Genomic DNA, 19,235 nt, shown 5'->3' with positions numbered 1-19,235 from the left:
CTTGCGAACCATGGCGCTCACGCCGTCGCCGCCGGTGCCCGCCGCACGCGAGGCTGGGGGCGACTCGAAGGGACACGATTCATGACTCGCATCGCCATCAACGGATTCGGCCGCATCGGACGCAACGTGCTGCGCGCGCTGCTGGAGCGCGAGACCGACCTCGAGGTCGTCGCCGTCAACGACCTCACCGAGCCGACCGCCCTCGCGCGCCTCCTCGCCTTCGACTCGACGTCCGGCCGGCTCGGCCGACCGGTCACCGTCGAGGACGGCGCGCTCGTCGTCGACGGCCACCGGATCCAGGTGCTCGCCGAGCGCGACCCGGCACAGCTGCCGTGGGCCGCGCTCGAGGTCGACATCGTGCTGGAGGCGACCGGCCGCTTCACCTCCGCGAAGGCCGCCCGCGCCCACCTCGACGCGGGTGCCCGCAAGGTCCTCGTCAGCGCGCCCTCCGACGGCGCCGACGTGACCCTCGCCTACGGCGTCAACACCGACGCCTACGACGCCGAGCTGCACACGATCGTCTCGAACGCCTCCTGCACGACCAACGCGCTCGCCCCGCTGGCCGCGGTGCTCGACGAGCTGGCGGGCATCGAGCACGGCTTCATGACGACCGTGCACGCCTACACGCAGGAGCAGAACCTCCAGGACGGCCCGCACCGCGACCCCCGCCGCGCCCGCGCCGCCGGCGTCAACATCGTGCCGACCACGACGGGCGCCGCCAAGGCGATCGGCCTGGTGCTGCCGAACCTCGACGGCAAGCTGTCCGGCGACTCGATCCGGGTGCCCGTCCCGGTCGGCTCGATCGTGGAGCTGAACACCACCGTCGCCCGTGACGTGACCCGCGACGAGATCCTCGCCGCCTACCGCACGGCGGCCGAGGGCCCCCTCGCGGGCATCCTCGAATACTCCGAGGACCCCCTGGTCTCCGCCGACATCACGGGCAACCCGGCCTCGTCGATCTTCGACTCGGAGCTCACCCGTGTCGACGGCCGCCATGTCAAGGTGGTCGCCTGGTACGACAACGAGTGGGGCTTCTCCAACCGGGTCATCGACACCCTGGGGCTGCTCGCCGCCCGCTGACCCCCGCGGTCTCCCGTCCCCTACGGCACGTCGATGCCGTGGCCGTAGGGGAAGACCGGGTCCTCGGTGTCGTTCGGCACGTCCGGGCGGGACGCCTCGACCGCCGCCATCGAGCGGGGGAGTTCGAACGGCAGCCGGCCCTCGGCGCGGGCCAGGCCGAAGGCCACGTCCAGCAAGGCCGCGTCGGACGCGCCGTAGTCCGCGACCAGGGCCGCCGCGCGCTCCGCGATCTCGGGGAGCACCGCGGGCCGCTCCAGGTTGACGCACACCACGGTCGGGACGGTGTCCAGGAGCCGCAGGATCTCCTCCAGCTCCTCCTCGCCGAAGGCCAGCGACCCCGCGTGGAAGAAGGACTCGAAGGCGCCGGGGCGTTCCTCGTACGGCGTGCGCAGCCGCAGCACGGCGACCTCCGCGTCGGCCGGGTCCGCGACGACATTGCCGTAGGCCGCGGCCGCCTCCGCGCTCATGCCCCGGACATACAGGTCGGGGCGCCCCCGCAGGGGCAGCAGGCCGCCGTTCGTGAGGACGGTGAGCGAGCGCCGCTGGGCCGCCTCGCCCGCCGCCGTGAACTCGGCGGCGCCCACGGTCTCCTCGGCGCGGTCGGGGTCCACGTAGGGGTTCTCGAACAGCCCCAGCACGAACTTCTCGCGCAGCAGCCGTCGTACGGAGGCGTCGATCCGCTCCTCCGGGATCCGGCCCGAGCGCACCAGCTCCACGATCACCTCGGGGCACTGCTCCCCGCCGAACTGGTCGGTGCCCGCGTCCAGCGCCTTCGCCGCGCGCTCGGCGACGCTCAGGTGCTCGACGCCCCAGGCACGGGCCTCGGCGGGCTCGCCCAGGATCTCGGCGTCGGTGAGCAGCCCCCAGTCGGTGCAGATCACACCGTCGAAGCCGAGGCGCTCGCGCAGCAGCCCGGTCAGCACGTCCTTGTTGAAGCCGAACCCGACCTCCTCCCAGTCGGTGCCGACGGGCTGCCCGTAGTACGGCATCATCTGTGAGCACCCGGCCTCGATCGCGGCCCGGAACGGGGCCAGGTGGTACTCGCGCCTCCCGCCCGGGTACACCTGCTCCTTGCCGTGCGGGAAGTGCGGGTCCTCACCGTCCTTCTGCGGCCCGCCGCCGGGGAAGTGCTTGACCATCGCCGCCACGGACCGCGGGCCGAGCCGCGGCCCCTGGAGGCCTCGTACGTACGCCGCCACCAGCTCGCCGCTCAGCTCCGCACCGGAGCCGAAGGTGCCCGACTGGCGCGACCAGCGCGGCTCGGTGGCCAGGTCGATCTGCGGATGCAGCGCGACCCGGAAGCCGACGGCCAGGTACTCGCGGCGGACGGTGTCCGCGAACCGCTCCACCAGCGCGGCGTCCCCGATCGCGGCCAGCCCCAGCGGCTCGGGCCAGGCCGAGAACGCCCCCGAGTTGAAGGAGGCGCCCGGGTTGTCGGTGAACGCGTGCCGGGGATCGGTGGACAGCGTGACCGGGATGCCGAGGCGGGTCGCCGCGGCCAGCTCCTGCATCCGGTTGGCCCAGCGGGCCATGGCGCCCGCGTCGCCCTGGCCCAGCAGGTTGAAGTGGGTCAGCTGACGGCCTGTGACCAGCTCGGTCGTGCCGTACCGGAGGAACGGGCCGTCCTCGGCGAGACCGCCGCCCGGCGCCATGCTCAGCATGGTGTGGAAGAGCTGGCCGGCCTTCTCCTCCAGGGTCATCCGGGCCAGCAGGTCCTCGACGCGCTGCTCGACGGGGAGGTGCGGATCGCGGTACGCGGGGGTGGTCATCCGGGCTTCTTCCTTGGCCGTGGGTGGTGCGGGGCGGGGATCCGGGCCGGCTACTTGACGGAGCGGATGAACTGGACGGCGAGCGCGCCCAGTACGGCGGCGATCGCGCCGAAGAGGAACAGCGCGCCGTAGTTCCCGCCGCCGCCGATCGCCAGGAAGGCGGGGGCGACGATGGGGACGAGGGACTGGGGCAGCGCGTTGCCGATGTTCAGCACGCCCATGTCCTTCGCGGACTCCTCGGGGTTGGGCAGCACCGCGGCGGCCAGGGCCATGTCGACGGAGAGATAGAGCCCCTCGCCGAAACCGAAGACGACCAGGGCGGCGACGTACATCCCGAAGTTCTGCGCGGAGGCGATCAGCGCCAGGCTGACGGCCATGACCAGGGAGGAGCCCAGCACGTACGGCTTGCGGCGCCCGGAGCGGTCGGAGAGCTGACCGCCGAGGAGCGAGCCGGCGGCGATCGAGACGACCATGGCGAGGGTGCCGACCAGGACCTTCCCGGTGACCGCGGTGTCGTCGTACCCGAGACGGTCCATCAGGAAGTACACCTGGTAGCTGGTCACACAGGAGGCGCCCGTGAAGACCAGGAACCGGCCGGCGAAGTTCCAGGCGAAGTCGGGGTGCCGGCGCGGGTTCACCCAGAAGCTGCGCAGGAACTCCCGGAGGCTGTACGGCTCGAAGGCGCCGGCGCGGGCCGGCCGGTCCTTGATGACGACCGCGAGGCAGCCGACGGCGGCCAGGCCGATGACCCCGGGCACCAGGAAGGCCAGGGCCATCGAGCCGCTGAACACCTGGGCGAGCGCCGAGCCGCCGATCATCGCGAGCGAGGTCGTGATGCCGATGAAGCCGGAGACCCGGGCCTGCTGCTGCGGCGGGATCAGATCGGGGACGCAGGAGGTCAGGGCGGCCAGGGTGGCGTTGATGCCGAGCTGGGCGACGGCCCAGCCCGCCATCAGCACCGGCACGCTCCCGCCGAGGGCGACGACGAGCAGCCCGACGAGCCCGGCGGCCATACCGCCGACCAGCCAGGGCCTGCGGCGGCCGAAGCGGCTGGTGGTGCGGTCGGACAGGGCGCCGAAGACCGGGTTGCCGAGCATCGCGAGCAGGGCGCCGACGCTGAGCACCTGACCGAGGGCGGCGCCGCGGTCGGCCTCCGGCACGATCTGGCTGACCCGCAGCGCGAGGGTCACCATCACCGGGGTGAGCACGGCGAGGTAGGCGCCGAACTGGGCGAAGGCGAGGGCGAGGATCAGCCGGGGGGAGGCCTTGGGGGAGGCGTCGGCAGGGGGGACGGGCGTGACGGCGGGCGCGGCGGTCGACGCGGGGGAGGTCGACTCGCCGAGCGGGGCGTCGTGGCTCAGGGCCATGGCGGCTCTCCATGGGGGACGGGGGCGGCTTCTTCGCCGCACCGGCCTGATCAGGGAAGCAGCAAAACCGAGTGGGTACTAGGTTTTGATCAAGTGGCCTGAATCACTCTGCGCATGGCTTGAAAATAGGGGTCATTGCTCCGCTGACCGGCGGTCCCGGACATGTGCCCCACAGCATGAGGGAGCGGTCTGTGGGCGGGCTATGGTGACCGGCATGGAGCAGCAGGAGAGCAGCAGGGCGGGCAGAGCCGCGGGCCGCGGAACGTACGCCGTGGGTGACGAGCGGCGGCTGCGCATTCTGGACGCCGCCGTCGAGCACTTCGCCCAGTGGGGCTTCCACGCCTCCTCCCTGGCCCGGATAGCCAAGGACGTGGGCATCACCCAGGGCGGCCTGCTGCACCACTTCCGCAGCAAGGAGGACCTCCTCGTCCAGGTACTGGAACGCACCGAGCAGCACGACAGGGAGAGGTTCTTCCTCGAGGACTTCTCCACGGCCACCGAGTGCTACGCCAACCTGGTCCGGCTCACCGAGTACAACGCCGCCCGGCTCGGCCGCACCCGGATGTTCAACGTCCTCGCGGCCGAGGCCGGCGATCCCGGGCACCCCGCCCACCCCTACTTCGTACGCCGCTACGCCGAACTCGTCACCGTCATGTCGGCCTCGCTCCGACGCGCCGTGGAGAGCGGCGAGTTGAAGGAGGGCACCGATGTCGTCGAGGTGGCCGAGGAGACCGCCGCGGTGATGGACGGCCTCCAACTCCAGTGGGTCCTCGACCCCCACCGCTTCGACATGGCCAGCCGCTTCCGCGCCTACGCGGACCGCTTGCTCCGCTCGATCACGACAGAGCACACGGGCCTGCCGTAGCCCCGCCCCTCGCCCCAGCCCCGCCCCAACCTCGCCCCCGGCCTCCGGCCCCCCTCCGGCCTTCGGCGCACCCTCTGGCGTCCGGCCCGGCTCTCCGGCCTTCGGCGCACGCTCTGGCGTCCGGCCCGACTCGCCGGCCTTCGGCCCACGCTCTGGCCTTTGGCCCGGCTCCCCGGCCTCCGGCGCACCCTCTGGCGTCCGGCCCGACTCTCCGGCCTCCGGCCCACGCTCTGGCCTTTGGCCCGGCTCCCCGGCCTCCGGCCCGCCCTCTGGCGTCCGGCCCGGCTCTCCGGCCTTTGGCCCACGCTCTGGCCTTTGGCCCGGCTCTCCGGCCTCCGGCCCGCCCTCTGGCGTCCGGCCCGGCTCTCCGGCCGTTGGCCCACGCTCTGGCCTTTGGCCCGGCTCTCCGGCCTCCGGCCCGCCCTCTGGCGTCCGGCCCGGCTCTCCGGCCGTTGGCCCGACTCCCGGCCTTCGACCGTGGCTTCCTGGCCTTGGGCCGCCCTCTGGCCTTCGGCCCCGGCCCCTCTGGCCTTCGGCCCGACCCTCGGCCTTCGGCCCTGGTCCCCAGCCCCCGGCCTCCGGGTCCCAGCCCCCGGCCTCCGGGCCCCCGGCCCCGGCTCCCGGGCCCCAGCCTCCGGCCCTGTCCATGTCGGCCCTTGGGCCGTGTCCGCAAGGTTCCGCCTGCCCCGTGACGCCCGGCACGCACCCCCACTCACCGCGCCGGGCGAAGCCCCAAGCGCATCCAGCACGCCGAGAGCACCCCCCCATGCTCGGCTGCGCTCGCGCGGGGCCCTCGCGACGCCGCAGGGCCCGCCCTCCGGGCGGATGACGGGGCCTTTCCGACCCGGCCTAGGCGATCCGTACCGCTTGGCCCGTCACCCGGGTTCGGTCCAGTTCCGGGGCCACGTCGATCAGGAGATCGCTGGGGCGGCCCATGTCCTCGCCCTGGCGGATGCTGATCCTGGCCGGGGCCGTGACGAGGCCGAGTGCGCTGAGGTAACCGCCGAAGGCCGCCGCCGCCGCGCCCGTCGCCGGGTCCTCCACCACACCGCCGACGGGGAACGGATCCCGTGCGTGGAAGCGCTCCGGCGACTCGCGCCACACCAGGTGGACGGTGGTCCAGCCGTGCCGCCGCATCACCTCGGCGAGACCGTCGAAGTCGTAGTCGAGGTCCGCCAGGCGGGCCCGGGAGGCGGCGCCCAGGATCAGATGGTCGTTGCCGGCGAACGCCACATGCGGCGGCAGCGCCGGGTCGAGATCGCCGGCCGCCCAGCCCAGCGCCGCGAGGGCCGCCTCCAACTCGGCGCCGGAGGCGGGGCGGGAACGCGTCGGCACACTGGTGAGCGTGGCCAGCACCGCGCCGTCCTCGCCCGCCCGGGTCGCCACCGGGATCTCGCCGGCGGGGGTGTCCAGGACGATCCCACCGGGACCGAGCCGCTCGGCGAGGGCCACGGACAGGGCGACGGTCGCGTGCCCGCAGAAGGCCACCTCGGCCAGCGGGCTGAAGTACCGCACCCGGAACCGCCGCGCCGCGTCGTCGCGCTCCGTGACGAAGGCCGTCTCCGAATAGCCCACCTTCGCGGCGACGGCCAGCATCTCCGCCGCGTCGAGTCCGGAGGCGTCGAGGACGACCCCGGCGGGGTTGCCGCCCGCCGGGTCGTGGGTGAAGGCCGAGTAGCGCAGGATCTCGGCGGTCGGCTCGGACTGGTTCACCGGGCTCGCCCCGGTCGCGTCGGTGGTCATGCCCCCACGCTGCCATCCCCGATCCATCGAGTCCAACGATGAACACCGATCCTGCCCATCGGAATATCGCATAGGCTGATCCCGTGGACACCCGCCTGCTGCACAGCTTCACCGCACTCGCCCGGACGGGCAGCTTCACCGCCGCCGCCTCGGAGCTGCACCTCGCCCAGTCCACGGTCACGGTGCACATCCGCACCCTGGAACAGGAACTCGGCACCCGCCTCTTCGACCGTCTGCCCACGGGCGCGCTGCTCACCGAGTCCGGCCGCCGGCTGCTGGGCAGGGCCGAGGACGTCCTCGACGCCGTGGCCCGGCTGAGAGCCGACGGCGGCGGGGACGGGACCGTGGCGGGAAGAGTGTCCGTGGGAACCCCCGAGTCCCTGTGCGCGACCCGGCTGCCGCAGGTGATCGCCGCCCTGCGGGTGAGCCACCCCGAGGTGGACGTCCAGCTGGACGCCGCCGGCACGGCTAAGTGCCTCGAGGGGCTGCGCTCCGGCCGCCTCGACCTGGCGCTGCTGCTGGAGGAGGACACCGACTTCCCCGATGTCACCACCGAGCCCCTCGCCCACGAGCCCCTCGCCCTCGTCTGCGCCCCCGGCCACCCGCTCGCCGCACCTGCCCGGGACGTGACCTGGGCGGACCTCGCCGTCGAGAGCTTCTTCCTGCTGGAGCAGGGCTGCTCCTACAGCGACGAGCTCGAGCGCCGGCTGCTCGCCGTGCCCGGGGCCCGGCCCCGGCTGACCCGGTTCGGCAGCGTGGACGCGGCACGCTCCTGCGTCGCCGCCGGCCTGGGTCTGACCCTGCTGCCGTTCACGACCGTCGAGGAGCAGCTGGGCCGGGGACGGCTGGTACGGGTCGGCGGACCCGGGTTCGCCGCTGTTCCGGTACGGCTGGCCCGTCACCGCAGGCGGTGGACGGCACCGGCCGCACAGGTGGTCACGCAGGAGCTGGTACGGCACTTCGCCGGCTGAGCGGCGGAGGGCGCCCCGGACCGAGTGAGCGGACGCCGCCATTGCAAAGGGGTCGCCTCCCGCCGGGAACGCCTGGCACGCTGGCGGCCGTGGTGGACACACAGTTCTCCGACGCCCGTCTCGCCGCGCTGTACGACCTCTGCTGCCCGTGGGACGCGCGCGGGGACTTCACGCTCTACCTGCCCCTGGTGATGACCTCCTTCTCCGTCCTGGACCCGGCCGCCGGGATGCTTCAGGTGGCCCGGGCGCGCCCGGACGTCGAGTGGATCCTCGTCGACCGGGTCGCGTTCACCCACACCTACTCCAGCCCCGGCTGGGACGTCCCGCGCCGGAGCCGTAGTGTGCTGCGTTTCCTCGGACCGGAGGCACTGGCGGGGTTCCTGACGGAGGCGGGCCTGGTCGTTGCGGAGCAGTACGGCGACTGGGACCTCAGCCCGCTCACGGAGACCAGCCCGGAGATCATCACGGTCGCGCGCCGCGGCTGACCTCGGGACCGGCCGCCGCCGAACGACTGCCGGTCCGCCGCTCCGTCGAACGACTGCCGGTCCGCCGCTCCGTCAGCGGCTGCGGATCGCCGTCGTGGCGAGGAATCCGGTCGCGGCGGCGGTGATGAGGGCGCAGACGGCGAGCAGAGTGGTACGGCGCATGGAACGGCCTTTCCCTAGCGGGTGGAGGAGGTGCCCTGTACAACGCCGGTCATGCCGGACTCGGCTTGCCACGACCGCGTTTGCCACCCGCATGGACGCGCCCTCCCCCGGGTGGCGCAATCGGCCCGGCCCCCTCCCGGAGGGCCCCCGTGCTGCCCCGCACGATCAGCCCCGGCACCGGCACCCGCACCGTCCCCGCCGGCCCTCCGTCGAGCAGCGCCACCAGTGCGCGCGCCGCCGTCCGCCCGAACTCGACGCTGTCCCGGGAGAGCGCGGACAGCCACGGCTTGACCATGCGGCACAGGGCGGAGTCCTCCCAGGACACCACCGACACGTCGGCCGGTACGGTGAAGCCCAGTTCCGCCGCGGTCGCGACCCCGGCGACGGCCATCACGTCGTTGTCGTAGATCAGGGCGGTCGGGGGAGCGGTGCCGCCGAGGACCGCGCGGGTGACCGCCGCGCCCTCCGCGTCCGAGTAGTCGGTCGGCACCGACCGCACCTCCGTCAGCCCGCGCCGCTCCGCCTCGGCGCGCAGGGTGCGGATCCGGCGCTGGGTGTGGGCGAGGTCGGGCAGTCCGGCGATGTGCACGATCCGCCGGTGGCCGAGCGTGTACAGCTCGTCCACGACCGACGCCATGGCCCCGGCGTCGTCCGCCCACACCGTCGACAGCCCCGGATGGCGTTCGTCGGGCGCGCCGCCGATCACCACCGCGGGCAGTCCGAGTTCGTCGAGGAGGGCGGGGCGCGGGTCGTCGGTGCACGGGTCGACGACCAGGACGCCGTCCACCCGGTTCTCGGCCCACCAGCGCCGGTACACCGCGCACTCCTCGTGGACGTCCCGGGCGATCTGGAACAGCAGCCCGAGGTGACGCTCCGCCAGCACCTCCTGGATGCCCGAGACGAGCTGGAGGAAGAAGGAGTCCACGCCCAGGGTGTCCGCCGGGCGGGCGAGCACGAAGCCCACGGTGGCCGCGCCCTCCCCGGAGAGCGCCCGGGCGGCGGTGCTGGGCCGCCAGCCGAGCTGTTCGGCGACCCGCCGCACCCGGTCCCGGGTCACCTCCGAGACCCCCGGACGGCCGTTGAGCGCGAAGGACACCGCGCTCTGGGAGACACCCGCGCGCTGCGCGATGTCCTTCATGGTGGGCCGGCGCGCCGGCGACCGCCTCCCTGACAAGGAGTTTCCCCCATTTCCCCGATAAACCCCCGACCGGTTTCCGGCCAGTATGCACTAATGCGGTTCAGCTCAACCAGTGATCCAACCACCCTAAAGCGCATAAGCAACTAAACAAATTAGCTGGGCTTTCTCCATTGACGGGCCGGTCAACTGCCGTGCAGGGTCTGCGTCGTTGGCCAACTCCACGGCAAAGGAGGCCGTTTCACCGTGCGTATTTCCCGCAGAATCCTCGCCGTCGCCACCGCCTGTGTCGTCCTGTCGCTCAGCGCCTGCGGTTCCGGAGGTGACGGCGGCGACCCGGCCGACGCGTCCGGAAAGATCGAGGGCGACATCACCTTCCAGACCTGGAACCTGCGCGCCAACTTCAAGACCTACTTCGAGGGCGTGATCGCCGACTTCGAGAAGGAGTACCCCGGCACCCACGTGAAGTGGGTCGACCAGCCGGCCGAGGGCTACGCCGACAAGATCAGCGCGGACGCGGCCGGCGGCACCCTGCCCGACGTCGTCAACGTCTCGCCCGACCTCGTCGCCCCGCTGGCCAAGGCCGGTCTCGCCCTCGACCTCGACAAGGCCGCCGGGAAGTACCGCAAGGAGTACCTGGACGGCGCCTGGGCCAGCCATCGCATCCCGGGCATGACCGGGACGTACGCCTTCCCCTGGTACCTCAACACCGGGCCGCTCTTCTACAACAAGACCCTCTTCACCCGGGCCGGACTCGACCCGGAGCAGCCGCCGAAGACGTACGACGAACTCTTCGCCGACGCCCTGGAGCTCGCGGAGAAGAGCGACGGCAAGGTGGCCACCCTCGCCAACGTGCCCACCGTCGAGGACTTCGGCCGCTACGGCGTCCCCCTCATGAACGACGAGGGCACCGGCTTCGCCTTCAACGACGGCAAGGGCGTCGAACTCCTCACCCGGTACAAGGAGCTGTACGACGCCAAGGCCCTCGACCGGCAGGCGCTCACCGCCACCCCCGAGTCCTCCGGCAAGAAGTTCCTCACCGGCGCCGTCGCCATGAACCCGGGCAGCGCCCTCGACCTGGGCAACTTCAAGAAGCAGGCGCCGAGTCTGTACGAGAACATCGGCATCACCGATCAGATCACCAGCACCGGCCACGTCAACATGTACGTGATGGGTGTGATGGTGAACGCGCGGAGCACGCGCACGCCCGCCGCCGTCGCCTTCGCGCACTTTGTCACCGACGCCGAGCACCAGATGTCGTTCGCGAAGCAGGTCGCCATCTTCCCGAGCACCGCGGGCTCGCTGGACGACCCCTACTTCACGAAGGAGGACGGCACCGACGAGACCCGCGTCCGCGTCGCCGCCGCCAAGTCCCTGAAGAACGCGGTCAATTACACGCCCGTCCTGTTCAGCGAACAGATGAAGACCGCGCTGCGCAACGAGGTCGCCAAGGCGCTCCAGGGCAAGGAGAGCCCCAAGGAAGCCCTCGACAACGCTGTCAAGGAGTGCGACACGCTGCTGAAGCAGCAGGGCTGAGCCGGATGGCCGCCGTCCCCGCGCGCGTCCGCCGCCAACTGCCCACCAGCCCCTGGCTGTTCGCCGCACCGGGGCTGCTGGTCGCCGGAGCCTTCGTGCTCTACCCGTTCCTGTCCACCCTGCTCAACTCCTTCACCGACCGCCGCACGCTCCTTCCCGGCGGGTTCGTGGGCCTCGCCAACTACCGCGAGATGCTGCACGACGACATGTTCTGGACCGGACTGCGCAACAGCACGCTCTACGTCCTCGGCGTCGTCCCCGCCCTGGTCGTGCTGCCCCTGCTGCTCGCGCTGCTGGTGCAGAAGAACATCCCGGGCATCACCTTCTTCCGCTCCGCGTTCTACACCCCGGTGGTCGCCTCGATCGTCGTGGTCGGACTGATCTGGGTGTGGCTGCTCGACGAACGCGGCCTGGTCAACGCGCTGCTGGAGGCCCTCGGCGCCGGGCATGTCGGCTTCCTCAGCGACCAGTGGCTGCTCCTGCTGAGCGCCATGGCGGTCACCGTGTGGAAGGGGCTCGGCTACTACATGATCATCTATCTGGCGGCGCTGGCCGGCGTACCCCGCGAACTGCACGAGGCCGCCGCGGTGGACGGCGCGGGCCCGGTGCGCCGCTTCCTGACGGTCACCGTGCCCGCCGTCCGCTCCACCATGGTCCTGGTCGCCGCGCTGTCCTCGGTCGCCGCCTTCAAGGTGTTCTCCGAGGTCTATCTGATGGCGGGACCCAGCGGCGGCCCCGCGGGCGAGGACACCACCCTCGTCATGCTGGTCCAGCGCACCGGCACCGGCCTCACCGGCCGCGTCGGCTACGCCTCCGCCCTCTCCGTCGTCGTCTTCGCCGTGACGGTCGCGCTCATGCTGCTGGTGCTGCGCGCGGACCGGAGGGACGAAGGATGAGGGTCACCGACGAGCACGGCCGCCGGGTGCGGGGCCGCGAGCTCGCCCTGCGGTACCTGCTGCTGCTCGCCGTACTCGCCCTGACCGTCGGCCCGTTCCTGTGGCAGCTGTCGACCTCGCTCAAGGGACCCACCGAGGACATCTACAGCTCGCCGCCGGGCTTCCTGCCCGAGGACCCGACCCTGCACAACTACGACCGGGTCGCCGACACCATCCCGGTGTGGGACTACGCGGTCAACTCCCTGAAGGTCGCGGGCGCCAACGTCGCCACCAACTGCGTCGGTTCGGCCCTCGCGGGCTACGCGCTCGCCCGGCTCCGCTACCGGGGACGCCGGCCGGCCACGCTCGTCTTCGTGCTCGCCATGCTGGTCCCGGTCGAGGGCATCATCATCGCCCAGTTCACCACCATGCGGGACCTCGGCCTGAACAACACCCTGATCGGCGTGGTGCTGCCCGGCTGCGTCGGAGCGGTGAACGTCCTGCTCATGCGCAACGCCTTCCTCAACCTGCCGTACGAGATCGAGGAGGCGGCCTTCGTCGACGGGGCGAACGTGTGGCAGCGGTTCCTCAGGATCGCCCTGCCCTCGGTGAAGGGCACGGTCGCCGTCGTCGCGATCTTCGCCTTCATGGGCGCCTGGGACGACTTCCTGTGGCCGCTCATCGTGCTCAGCGACCCCTCGAAGTTCACCCTGACCATCGGCCTGAACTATCTGCACGGCACCTTCGCCAACGACGAACGCCTCGTCGCCGCCGGCACCGTGATCGCCGTGGCCCCGCTCATCGCCCTGTTCGCCTGCCTCCAGCGGTACTTCTTCCGCGGGGTCGGCGAAGGCGCCGTCAAGGGCTGACCCCCGTCCCGCGAGGAGACCGCATGCCCCCTGCCGTGCGCTTCGGCGTCAACTACACCCCGAGCGAAGGATGGTTCCACCACTGGCTGGACTTCGACCTCGACTCCGTGCGCGCCGACCTCGACTCGATCGCCGCGCTGGGCCTGGACCACATCCGCGTCTTCCCCCTCTGGCCCTACTTCCAGCCCCACCGCACCCTGATCCGGCCCCGGGCGGTGGACGACCTCGTCCGCCTCGTCGACGCGGCCGGCGAACGCGGGCTCGACGTCACCGTGGACGGGCTGCAGGGCCACCTGAGCAGCTTCGACTTCCTGCCGGCCTGGACCCGCACCTGGCACCGCCGCAACCTCTTCACCGACCCCGACGTCCTCGACGGCCAGGCCGCCTATCTGCGCACCCTCGCCGCCGCCCTCGCCGGCCGGCCCCACTTCCTCGGCATGACCCTCGGCAACGAGATCAACCAGTTCTCGGCCGGACCGCACCCCGACCCCGACCGCGCGACCGAGGAACAGATCGACGCCTGGCTGACCCGGATGCTCGCCGCCTGCGAGGAGGGCGCCCCCGGCCGGCTGCATCTGCACGCCGAGTACGACGCGACCTGGTACCAGGACGACCAGCCCTTCACCCCGGCCCAGGCCGCCCGGCACGGCGCGCTCACCGCCGTGCACTCCTGGGTCTTCAACGGCACGGCCCAGCGCCACGGGCGGACCTCCGTCCCCGCCGAGCACCACGCCGCCTACCTCGTCGAACTGAGCAAGGCCTGGGCCGTGGACCCGCACCGCCCCGTCTGGCTCCAGGAGGTCGGCGCCCCCGCGCCCCTCGTCCCGGCCGAGCACGCCGCCGCCTTCACCGAGGCGACCGTACGCAACGCCCTCGACTGCCCCGACCTGTGGGGCATCACCTGGTGGTGCTCCCACGACGTGTCCCGGGCGCTCGCCGACTTCCCCGAACTCGAATACGGACTGGGGGTGTTGACGAACGACCGCCGGCCCAAGGACCTCGCCCGCGCCCTCGCCCGGGCGGCGGCCGCACCGCCGTCCACCCCCGCGCCCCGCACCACCGCGCTCGTCGTCCCCGCCGACCCGTCGGCCCGCTCCGCCTGCGCCCCCGGCGGCCCGGTCTACGACGCCTTCTTCCGGCTGACCGCCGACGGCGCCCGCCCCACCACCGTCCTCGACCCGCTCGCCGACGACAAGGACCACCTCGGCGCGCGCGGCATCACCGAGGTCGTCACCCCGGACCAGGCACTCCCAGGAGGGAACCGCCCGTGAACCCCACCCGACGCACCGTCCTGCTCGCCGCCGGCGCGGCAGCGTTCCTGCCCGCACTGCCCCCGCCGCCGGCGCGGGCCGCCACCGGGGCCACCCCGCCCTACGCCGCCTACTGGTACCCCGACTCCCTCCCCTCGGGCACCCCGGGCACCGGCATCACCTGGCGCAGCCTGAAGAGCTGGACCGCGGCCGACGACACCGACCTCGCGTTCAACGCCGCCTCCGTCCCGCTCGCGCCCCGCTTCACCCCGACCCCGGCCAACACCATCGCCCGCGCGGACCAGGCCCGCATCCAGTCCCTGGTCTCCTTCGGCCCCACCTCCCTCAACCCCTCCCAGGGATCCGCCACCGCCGACTACTACGCCTTCACCCACTGGGCGTACGTCGACGAGCTGGTCTTCTGGGGCGGCTCGGCGGGCGAGGGCCTGATCCTCGCCCCGAACGCGCCGATCGTCGACGCCGCCCACCGGCACGGCGTCCCGGTCCTCGGCAACATCTTCCTGCCGCCCGTCGCGTACGGCGGACAGCTCCAGTGGACCCGCGACCTCGTTCAGAAGGACACCGACGGGCACTACCCGCTCGCCGCCCAGCTCGTCCGGGTCGCCGCCGCGTACGGCTTCGACGGCTGGTTCGTCAACGCCGAGACCGGCGGCGGCAACACCGCCCTCGGCACCGCCATGCTGGGCTTCCTGACCGAGCTGAAGTCGCTCGCCGCCGCCCAGGGACAGCGGGTCACCTGGTACGACGCGATGACCGTGAACGGCACGGTGAGCTGGCAGGGCGCCCTCAACTCCCAGAACCAGGCCTTCTTCCAGAGCGCCGACGACCTGTTCGTGGACTTCCGCTGGTCGGCCGCCACCCTCGCCGCCTCCGGCACCCGGGCCGACCAACTCGGCCGCAGCCGCTATGAGTTGTGGGCGGGCGTGGACGTCGAGGCGAGCGGCTCGAACAGGTCCGTCGCCTGGGACGCGATCGTGCCCACCACCAAGGCCCACATCGCCTCCCTGGGCTTCTACCGGCCGGAGTGGACCCGCAACCACCTCCCCTCGGGCGGCAGGGCCCCGGCCGACTTCCACGCGGCAGACGACCGCTTCTGGACCGGACGCTCGCTCGACCCCTCCCGCCCCGACGGCGCGGACCCCTGGCGGGCGCCCGCCGTGTCGGTCGCGGACCGTTCCACGGTGACCGGCGTGCCCTTCGCCAGCACCTTCAACACCGGGCACGGACTGCGCTGGTACGAGGACGGCGAGGTCACCGCGGACACCCCCTGGAACCACCTCGGCCTCCAGGACCGCCTCCCGTCCCGGCAGTGGGCGGTGCGCACCGCGGGGACGCGGCCCACCGTCGCCTTCGACTTCGCCGACGCCTGGCACGGCGGCAGCAGCGTGCTGGTCACGGGCACCCTGGACGCGCCGGTCACCGTCGACCTCTACGCGACGAGGCTCCCGCTCACCGACACCACCGTCGTCGAGCTGACCCACCGCACCGACACCGGGAGCGTGACCGTCGAGCTGGCGGTGGCCACCGCCGAGCCGGACGCACCGGGGGCGACACCGCCCTACACCTGGCTGCCGGTGGAGACGGGCGACGGCTGGCGGACCTCGACGGTACGACTCGACGGGCTCACCGGTACCGTGCACGCGCTCGGTGTCCGGCTCACCGCGAGCGGGGGCCCCGTCGGCTGGCGGCTCGGCGCCCTCGCCGTACGGGAGGAGGCCGCCACCCCCGCCACCCCGGCAGGGCTGCGGATCACCGCCGCCTCCGGAGGCGACCTGCGCCTCGCCTGGGACGCCGCCCCGGACGGCGTACGGCACCACACCCTGCACCGCCTCCTGCCCGACGGCACCCGCCGTTTCCTCGCCGGCACCTGCCAGACCGCCTGCTTCCTCACCGGCCTCGCCCCGGAGCAGGGCGAGGCGGCGGCGCGGTTCGAACTGCGCGCCGTAGGGGAGCTGTACACAGCGTCGGCCCCCGCGACCGTGTCCCACACCTGGTAACCCGTCACCCAGCCCTGGAGCACCCCGTATGCATGACGACCGCAGCCTTGTCGAAGCCCGTCTCCGACGCGTCCTCGACGAACGCATCCGTCCCGCCGTGTACCCGCAGTCCGTACCGCTGGACGTGGCGGTGTGGCACGCGCCCGGGGAACCGGTGCCGGTCGCCGAGGGGCTCGCGGCCGGGCCCGAACCCATCGCGGTGGGATCCCGGTGGGGTGCTCCCTGGGGGACGAGCTGGTTCCGGGTGACCGGGGTGGTGCCGCAGGCCTGGGCCGGGCGGACCGTCGAGGCGCTCCTCGACCTCGGCTTCGACGAGAACATGCCCGGCTTCCAGTGCGAGGGCCTGGTCTACCGGCCCGACGGCACCCCCGTGAAGGGGCTCAACCCGCGCAACCAGTGGGTGCGGATCGGCGCGCCCGTCGAGGGCGGCGAGGAGGTGCGCCTGCACATCGAGGCCGCCTCCAACCCGGTCATCCTCGACTACCACCCCTTCCTGCCCACCTCGTTGGGCGACAAGGACACGGCGGGCAGCGCACCGCAGTACACCCTCGCCCGGATGGACCTGGCGGTCTTCGACGAGACGGTGTGGCAGCTGGTGCTGGACCTGGAGGTGCTCGGCGAGCTGATGGCCGAGCTTCCCGTGGAGTCGGCCCGGCGCTGGGACATCCTGCGGGCGGTGGAGCGGGCCCTGGACGCCGTCGACCTCCAGGACGTGGGCGGCACGGCCGCCGAGGCCCGTTCACGCCTGACCGGCGTCCTGTCCGCACCCGCCGTGCCCTCCGCCCACCGCATCAGCGCCGTCGGCCACGCGCACATCGACTCGGCGTGGCTGTGGCCGCTGCGCGAGACGGTCCGCAAGGTGGCCCGCACCACGGCCAACATGACGGCGCTGCTCGACGACGAGCCCGAGTTCGTCTTCGCCATGTCGCAGGCCCAGCAGTGGGCCTGGGTGAAGGAACACCGCCCGGAGGTGTGGGCCCGGGTGAAGAAGGCGGTCGCGGACGGGCGGTTCGTGCCGGCCGGCGGGATGTGGGTGGAGTCGGACACCAACATGCCCGGGTCGGAGGCGATGGCCCGTCAGTTCGTGCACGGCAAACGGTTCTTCCTCGACGAGTTCGGCATCGAGAACGACGAGGCCTGGCTGCCCGACACCTTCGGCTTCGCCGCCGGACTGCCGCAGATCATCAGGGCGGCGGGCTCCCGGTACCTCCTCACACAGAAGATCTCCTGGTCGCGGACGAACAGGTTCCCGCACCACACCTTCCGCTGGGAGGGCATCGACGGCACCCGGATCTTCACGCACTTCCCGCCGGTCGACACCTACAACTGCTCCATGAAGGGCGCCGAGATCGCCCACGCGGCCCGCAACTTCAAGGACAAGGGGGTCGCCCGCCACTCCCTCGCCCCCACCGGCTGGGGCGACGGCGGGGGCGGCACCACCCGCGAGATGGTCGCGAAGGCGGCCCGGCTGCGCGACCTCGAGGGCTCCGCCACCGTGACCTGGGAGACCCCGGCCGCCTTCTTCGCCAAGGCCCGGTCCGAGCACCCCGAACCCCCGGTCTGGGTCGGCGAGCTGTACCTCGAACTGCACCGCGCCACCCTCACCAGCCAGGCCGGCACCAAACAGGGCAACCGCCGCAGCGAACACCTCCTGTACGAGGCCGAACTCTGGGCCGCGACGGCCGCCGTCCGCACCGGATTCCCCTACCCCTACGAGGAGTTGGACCGCATCTGGAAGACGGTCCTGCTCCACCAGTTCCACGACATCCTGCCCGGCTCCTCCATCGCCTGGGTGCACCGCGAGGCCCGTGCCACCTACGCGCGGCTGGCCGCCGAGCTCACCGCGATCACCGACGCGGCCCAGCGGGCCCTGGCCGGCGAGGGGAACACCCCGCTCGTCTTCAACGCGGCCCCGCACCCCCGCGACGGCGTCCCGGCCGGCGGAGCGAACACCCCCGCCCTCGAAGGCCGTACGACCCTCACCGCCCGCCCGGACGGCGGCCACCTCCTCGACAACGGGCTCCTGCGCATCGCGATCGACGCGCGGGGACTCGTCGTGTCGGCCCACGACCTCGAAGCCGACCGGGAGACCATCGCCCCCGGCCGGTCCGCCAACCTCCTCCAACTCCATCCGGACTTCCCGAACATGTGGGACGCCTGGGACGTGGACGAGTTCTACCGCAACACCGTCACCGACCTCGTCGACGCCGACGAGGTCACCGCGGGCGAGGACGGCGCGTCGGTGCGGATCGTCCGGTCCTTCGGCGCCTCGCGCGCGGTCCAGGTGCTGTCGCTGCCACCGGGGGAGCGGCGACTGGTGATCGACACGGAGGTGGACTGGCACGAGACGGAGAAGTTCCTCAAGCTCGCCTTCCCGCTCGACGTGCACGCCGAACGGTACGCCTCCGAGACCCAGTTCGGGCATGTCCACCGGCCCACGCACACCAACACCAGCTGGGAGGCGGCCCGGTTCGAGGCCTGCAACCACCGCTTCGTGCATCTGGAGGAACCGGGCTGGGGAGTCGCCGTGGTCAACGACTCGACGTACGGCCACGACGTGACCCGCACCGTCCGCGACGAACCCGGCGCCGACGGCGGCACCACCACGACCCTGCGGGTCTCGCTGCTGCGCGCCCCGCGCTTCCCCGACCCCGAGACCGACCAGGGCGTCCACCGCTTCCGGCACGCCCTGGTGCCGGGCGCGACGATCGGCGACGCCGTGCGCGAGGGCTGGCGGATCAACGTGCCCGCCCGCACCGTCACCGGCTCCGGGACCGTCACCCCGCTGATCGCCGTCGACCGGGACCAGGTCGTCGTGACGGCGGTGAAGCTGGCCGACGACGGCAGCGGCGATGTGATCGTCCGCTTCCACGAGGCCCACGGTGCCCGCGCCCGCGCCACGCTCACCGCGGGCTTCGACATCACCACCGCCACCTCCACCGACCTGCTGGAACGCCCCCTCACCGACGCCCCGGCCCTGGCCGTCGAGGGCGGGCGGATCACCGTACGGCTGCGCCCGTTCCAGCTGATGACGCTCCGCCTGGGACGGGCCGGGTAGGACACCGCCCCGTACCGGACCGGCTGTCAGTGGTGGGCCGTACCTTGGCGAT

At 72.6% G+C, this 19,235-nt stretch carries 14 protein-coding genes; 10 read left to right on the top strand and 4 right to left on the bottom strand.

What is annotated here, in order from left to right; translation table 11 throughout:
* Positions 1–81: 81 nt before the first annotated feature.
* Positions 82–1,080: a type I glyceraldehyde-3-phosphate dehydrogenase gene (gene gap / locus ABZ490_RS20700; protein ID WP_358991991.1), complete on the top strand. Its 999-nt coding sequence runs from the start codon at positions 82–84 to the stop codon at positions 1,078–1,080.
* A 20-nt stretch (positions 1,081–1,100) separates the two neighbouring features.
* Here the strand turns inward: gap and ABZ490_RS20695 are convergent, their stop codons facing one another.
* On the bottom strand, positions 1,101–2,849 hold the full coding sequence (locus ABZ490_RS20695) for a glycoside hydrolase family 3 N-terminal domain-containing protein (RefSeq protein ID WP_358991989.1): 1,749 nt from the start codon (positions 2,847–2,849) through the stop codon (positions 1,101–1,103).
* Positions 2,850–2,899: 50 nt separating this feature from the next.
* Positions 2,900–4,216 carry an MFS transporter gene (locus ABZ490_RS20690; protein WP_358991987.1) on the bottom strand — a complete coding sequence of 439 codons (1,317 nt, stop codon included), beginning with the start codon at positions 4,214–4,216 and terminating at the stop codon, positions 2,900–2,902.
* Positions 4,217–4,430: 214 nt separating this feature from the next.
* On the opposite strand from ABZ490_RS20690, the gene ABZ490_RS20685 reads away from it, so the two are divergent.
* Positions 4,431–5,081 (top strand): TetR family transcriptional regulator, encoded by a 651-nt coding sequence (locus ABZ490_RS20685; protein WP_358991985.1) that lies wholly within the window; start codon positions 4,431–4,433, stop codon positions 5,079–5,081.
* Between the two features lie 849 nt (positions 5,082–5,930).
* Here the strand turns inward: ABZ490_RS20685 and ABZ490_RS20680 are convergent.
* A complete protein-coding gene (locus ABZ490_RS20680; RefSeq protein ID WP_358991983.1) occupies positions 5,931–6,824 on the bottom strand; it encodes a PhzF family phenazine biosynthesis isomerase in 894 nt (297 codons plus the stop codon).
* Positions 6,825–6,907: 83 nt separating this feature from the next.
* Here ABZ490_RS20680 and ABZ490_RS20675 point away from each other — a divergent pair, with 83 nt between their 5' ends.
* The gene (locus ABZ490_RS20675; RefSeq protein ID WP_358991981.1) at positions 6,908–7,795 is read left to right on the top strand and encodes a LysR family transcriptional regulator; all 888 of its coding nucleotides are present in this window, start codon (positions 6,908–6,910) and stop codon (positions 7,793–7,795) included.
* An 89-nt stretch (positions 7,796–7,884) separates the two neighbouring features.
* Positions 7,885–8,280 (top strand): hypothetical protein, encoded by a 396-nt coding sequence (locus tag ABZ490_RS20670; RefSeq protein ID WP_358991979.1) that lies wholly within the window; start codon positions 7,885–7,887, stop codon positions 8,278–8,280.
* A 211-nt stretch (positions 8,281–8,491) separates the two neighbouring features.
* On the opposite strand, the gene ABZ490_RS20665 is transcribed toward ABZ490_RS20670, so the two are convergent.
* Entirely contained in the window at positions 8,492–9,580 is a 1,089-nt protein-coding gene (locus ABZ490_RS20665; RefSeq protein WP_358991977.1) for a LacI family DNA-binding transcriptional regulator, read from the bottom strand.
* Between the two features lie 243 nt (positions 9,581–9,823).
* Between ABZ490_RS20665 and ABZ490_RS20660 the strand changes: the two genes are divergently transcribed.
* The 6 genes from ABZ490_RS20660 to ABZ490_RS20635 are packed head-to-tail and all read left to right on the top strand — an operon-like array spanning position 9,824 to position 19,183.
* Entirely contained in the window at positions 9,824–11,113 is a 1,290-nt protein-coding gene (locus ABZ490_RS20660; protein ID WP_358991975.1) for an extracellular solute-binding protein, read from the top strand.
* 5 nt (positions 11,114–11,118) lie between these two features.
* On the top strand, positions 11,119–12,009 hold the full coding sequence (locus ABZ490_RS20655) for a sugar ABC transporter permease (RefSeq protein ID WP_358991973.1): 891 nt from the start codon (positions 11,119–11,121) through the stop codon (positions 12,007–12,009).
* Positions 12,006–12,857: a carbohydrate ABC transporter permease gene (locus ABZ490_RS20650; protein ID WP_358991971.1), complete on the top strand. Its 852-nt coding sequence runs from the start codon at positions 12,006–12,008 to the stop codon at positions 12,855–12,857. Before ABZ490_RS20655 ends, ABZ490_RS20650 begins: the two co-directional genes overlap by 4 nt.
* A gap of 23 nt (positions 12,858–12,880) precedes the next feature.
* Positions 12,881–14,128 (top strand): glycosyl hydrolase, encoded by a 1,248-nt coding sequence (locus ABZ490_RS20645; RefSeq protein WP_358991969.1) that lies wholly within the window; start codon positions 12,881–12,883, stop codon positions 14,126–14,128.
* On the top strand, positions 14,125–16,125 hold the full coding sequence (locus ABZ490_RS20640; protein WP_358991967.1) for an endo-beta-N-acetylglucosaminidase: 2,001 nt from the start codon (positions 14,125–14,127) through the stop codon (positions 16,123–16,125). The genes ABZ490_RS20645 and ABZ490_RS20640 overlap by 4 nt, the downstream gene beginning before the upstream one ends.
* A 28-nt stretch (positions 16,126–16,153) precedes the next feature.
* Positions 16,154–19,183 carry a glycoside hydrolase family 38 C-terminal domain-containing protein gene (locus tag ABZ490_RS20635; RefSeq protein WP_358991965.1) on the top strand — a complete coding sequence of 1,010 codons (3,030 nt, stop codon included), beginning with the start codon at positions 16,154–16,156 and terminating at the stop codon, positions 19,181–19,183.
* Positions 19,184–19,235: the final 52 nt, after the last annotated feature.

The organism is Streptomyces sp. NPDC005811, assembly GCF_040630405.1.
In the GTDB taxonomy this organism is placed as follows: domain Bacteria; phylum Actinomycetota; class Actinomycetes; order Streptomycetales; family Streptomycetaceae; genus Streptomyces.
Note: the sequence above shows the minus strand (reverse complement) of the source record. Positions and strands in the feature narration are given on the sequence as shown.

Coding starts and splice junctions, on each gene's coding strand:
- gap (WP_358991991.1), top strand. CDS start 82: ATGACTCGCATCGCCATCAACGGATTCGGCCGCATCGGACGCAACGTG.
- ABZ490_RS20695 (WP_358991989.1), bottom strand. CDS start 2,849: ATGACCACCCCCGCGTACCGCGATCCGCACCTCCCCGTCGAGCAGCGC.
- ABZ490_RS20690 (WP_358991987.1), bottom strand. CDS start 4,216: ATGGCCCTGAGCCACGACGCCCCGCTCGGCGAGTCGACCTCCCCCGCG.
- ABZ490_RS20685 (WP_358991985.1), top strand. CDS start 4,431: ATGGAGCAGCAGGAGAGCAGCAGGGCGGGCAGAGCCGCGGGCCGCGGA.
- ABZ490_RS20680 (WP_358991983.1), bottom strand. CDS start 6,824: ATGACCACCGACGCGACCGGGGCGAGCCCGGTGAACCAGTCCGAGCCG.
- ABZ490_RS20665 (WP_358991977.1), bottom strand. CDS start 9,580: ATGAAGGACATCGCGCAGCGCGCGGGTGTCTCCCAGAGCGCGGTGTCC.
- ABZ490_RS20655 (WP_358991973.1), top strand. CDS start 11,119: ATGGCCGCCGTCCCCGCGCGCGTCCGCCGCCAACTGCCCACCAGCCCC.
- ABZ490_RS20650 (WP_358991971.1), top strand. CDS start 12,006: ATGAGGGTCACCGACGAGCACGGCCGCCGGGTGCGGGGCCGCGAGCTC.
- ABZ490_RS20645 (WP_358991969.1), top strand. CDS start 12,881: ATGCCCCCTGCCGTGCGCTTCGGCGTCAACTACACCCCGAGCGAAGGA.
- ABZ490_RS20635 (WP_358991965.1), top strand. CDS start 16,154: ATGCATGACGACCGCAGCCTTGTCGAAGCCCGTCTCCGACGCGTCCTC.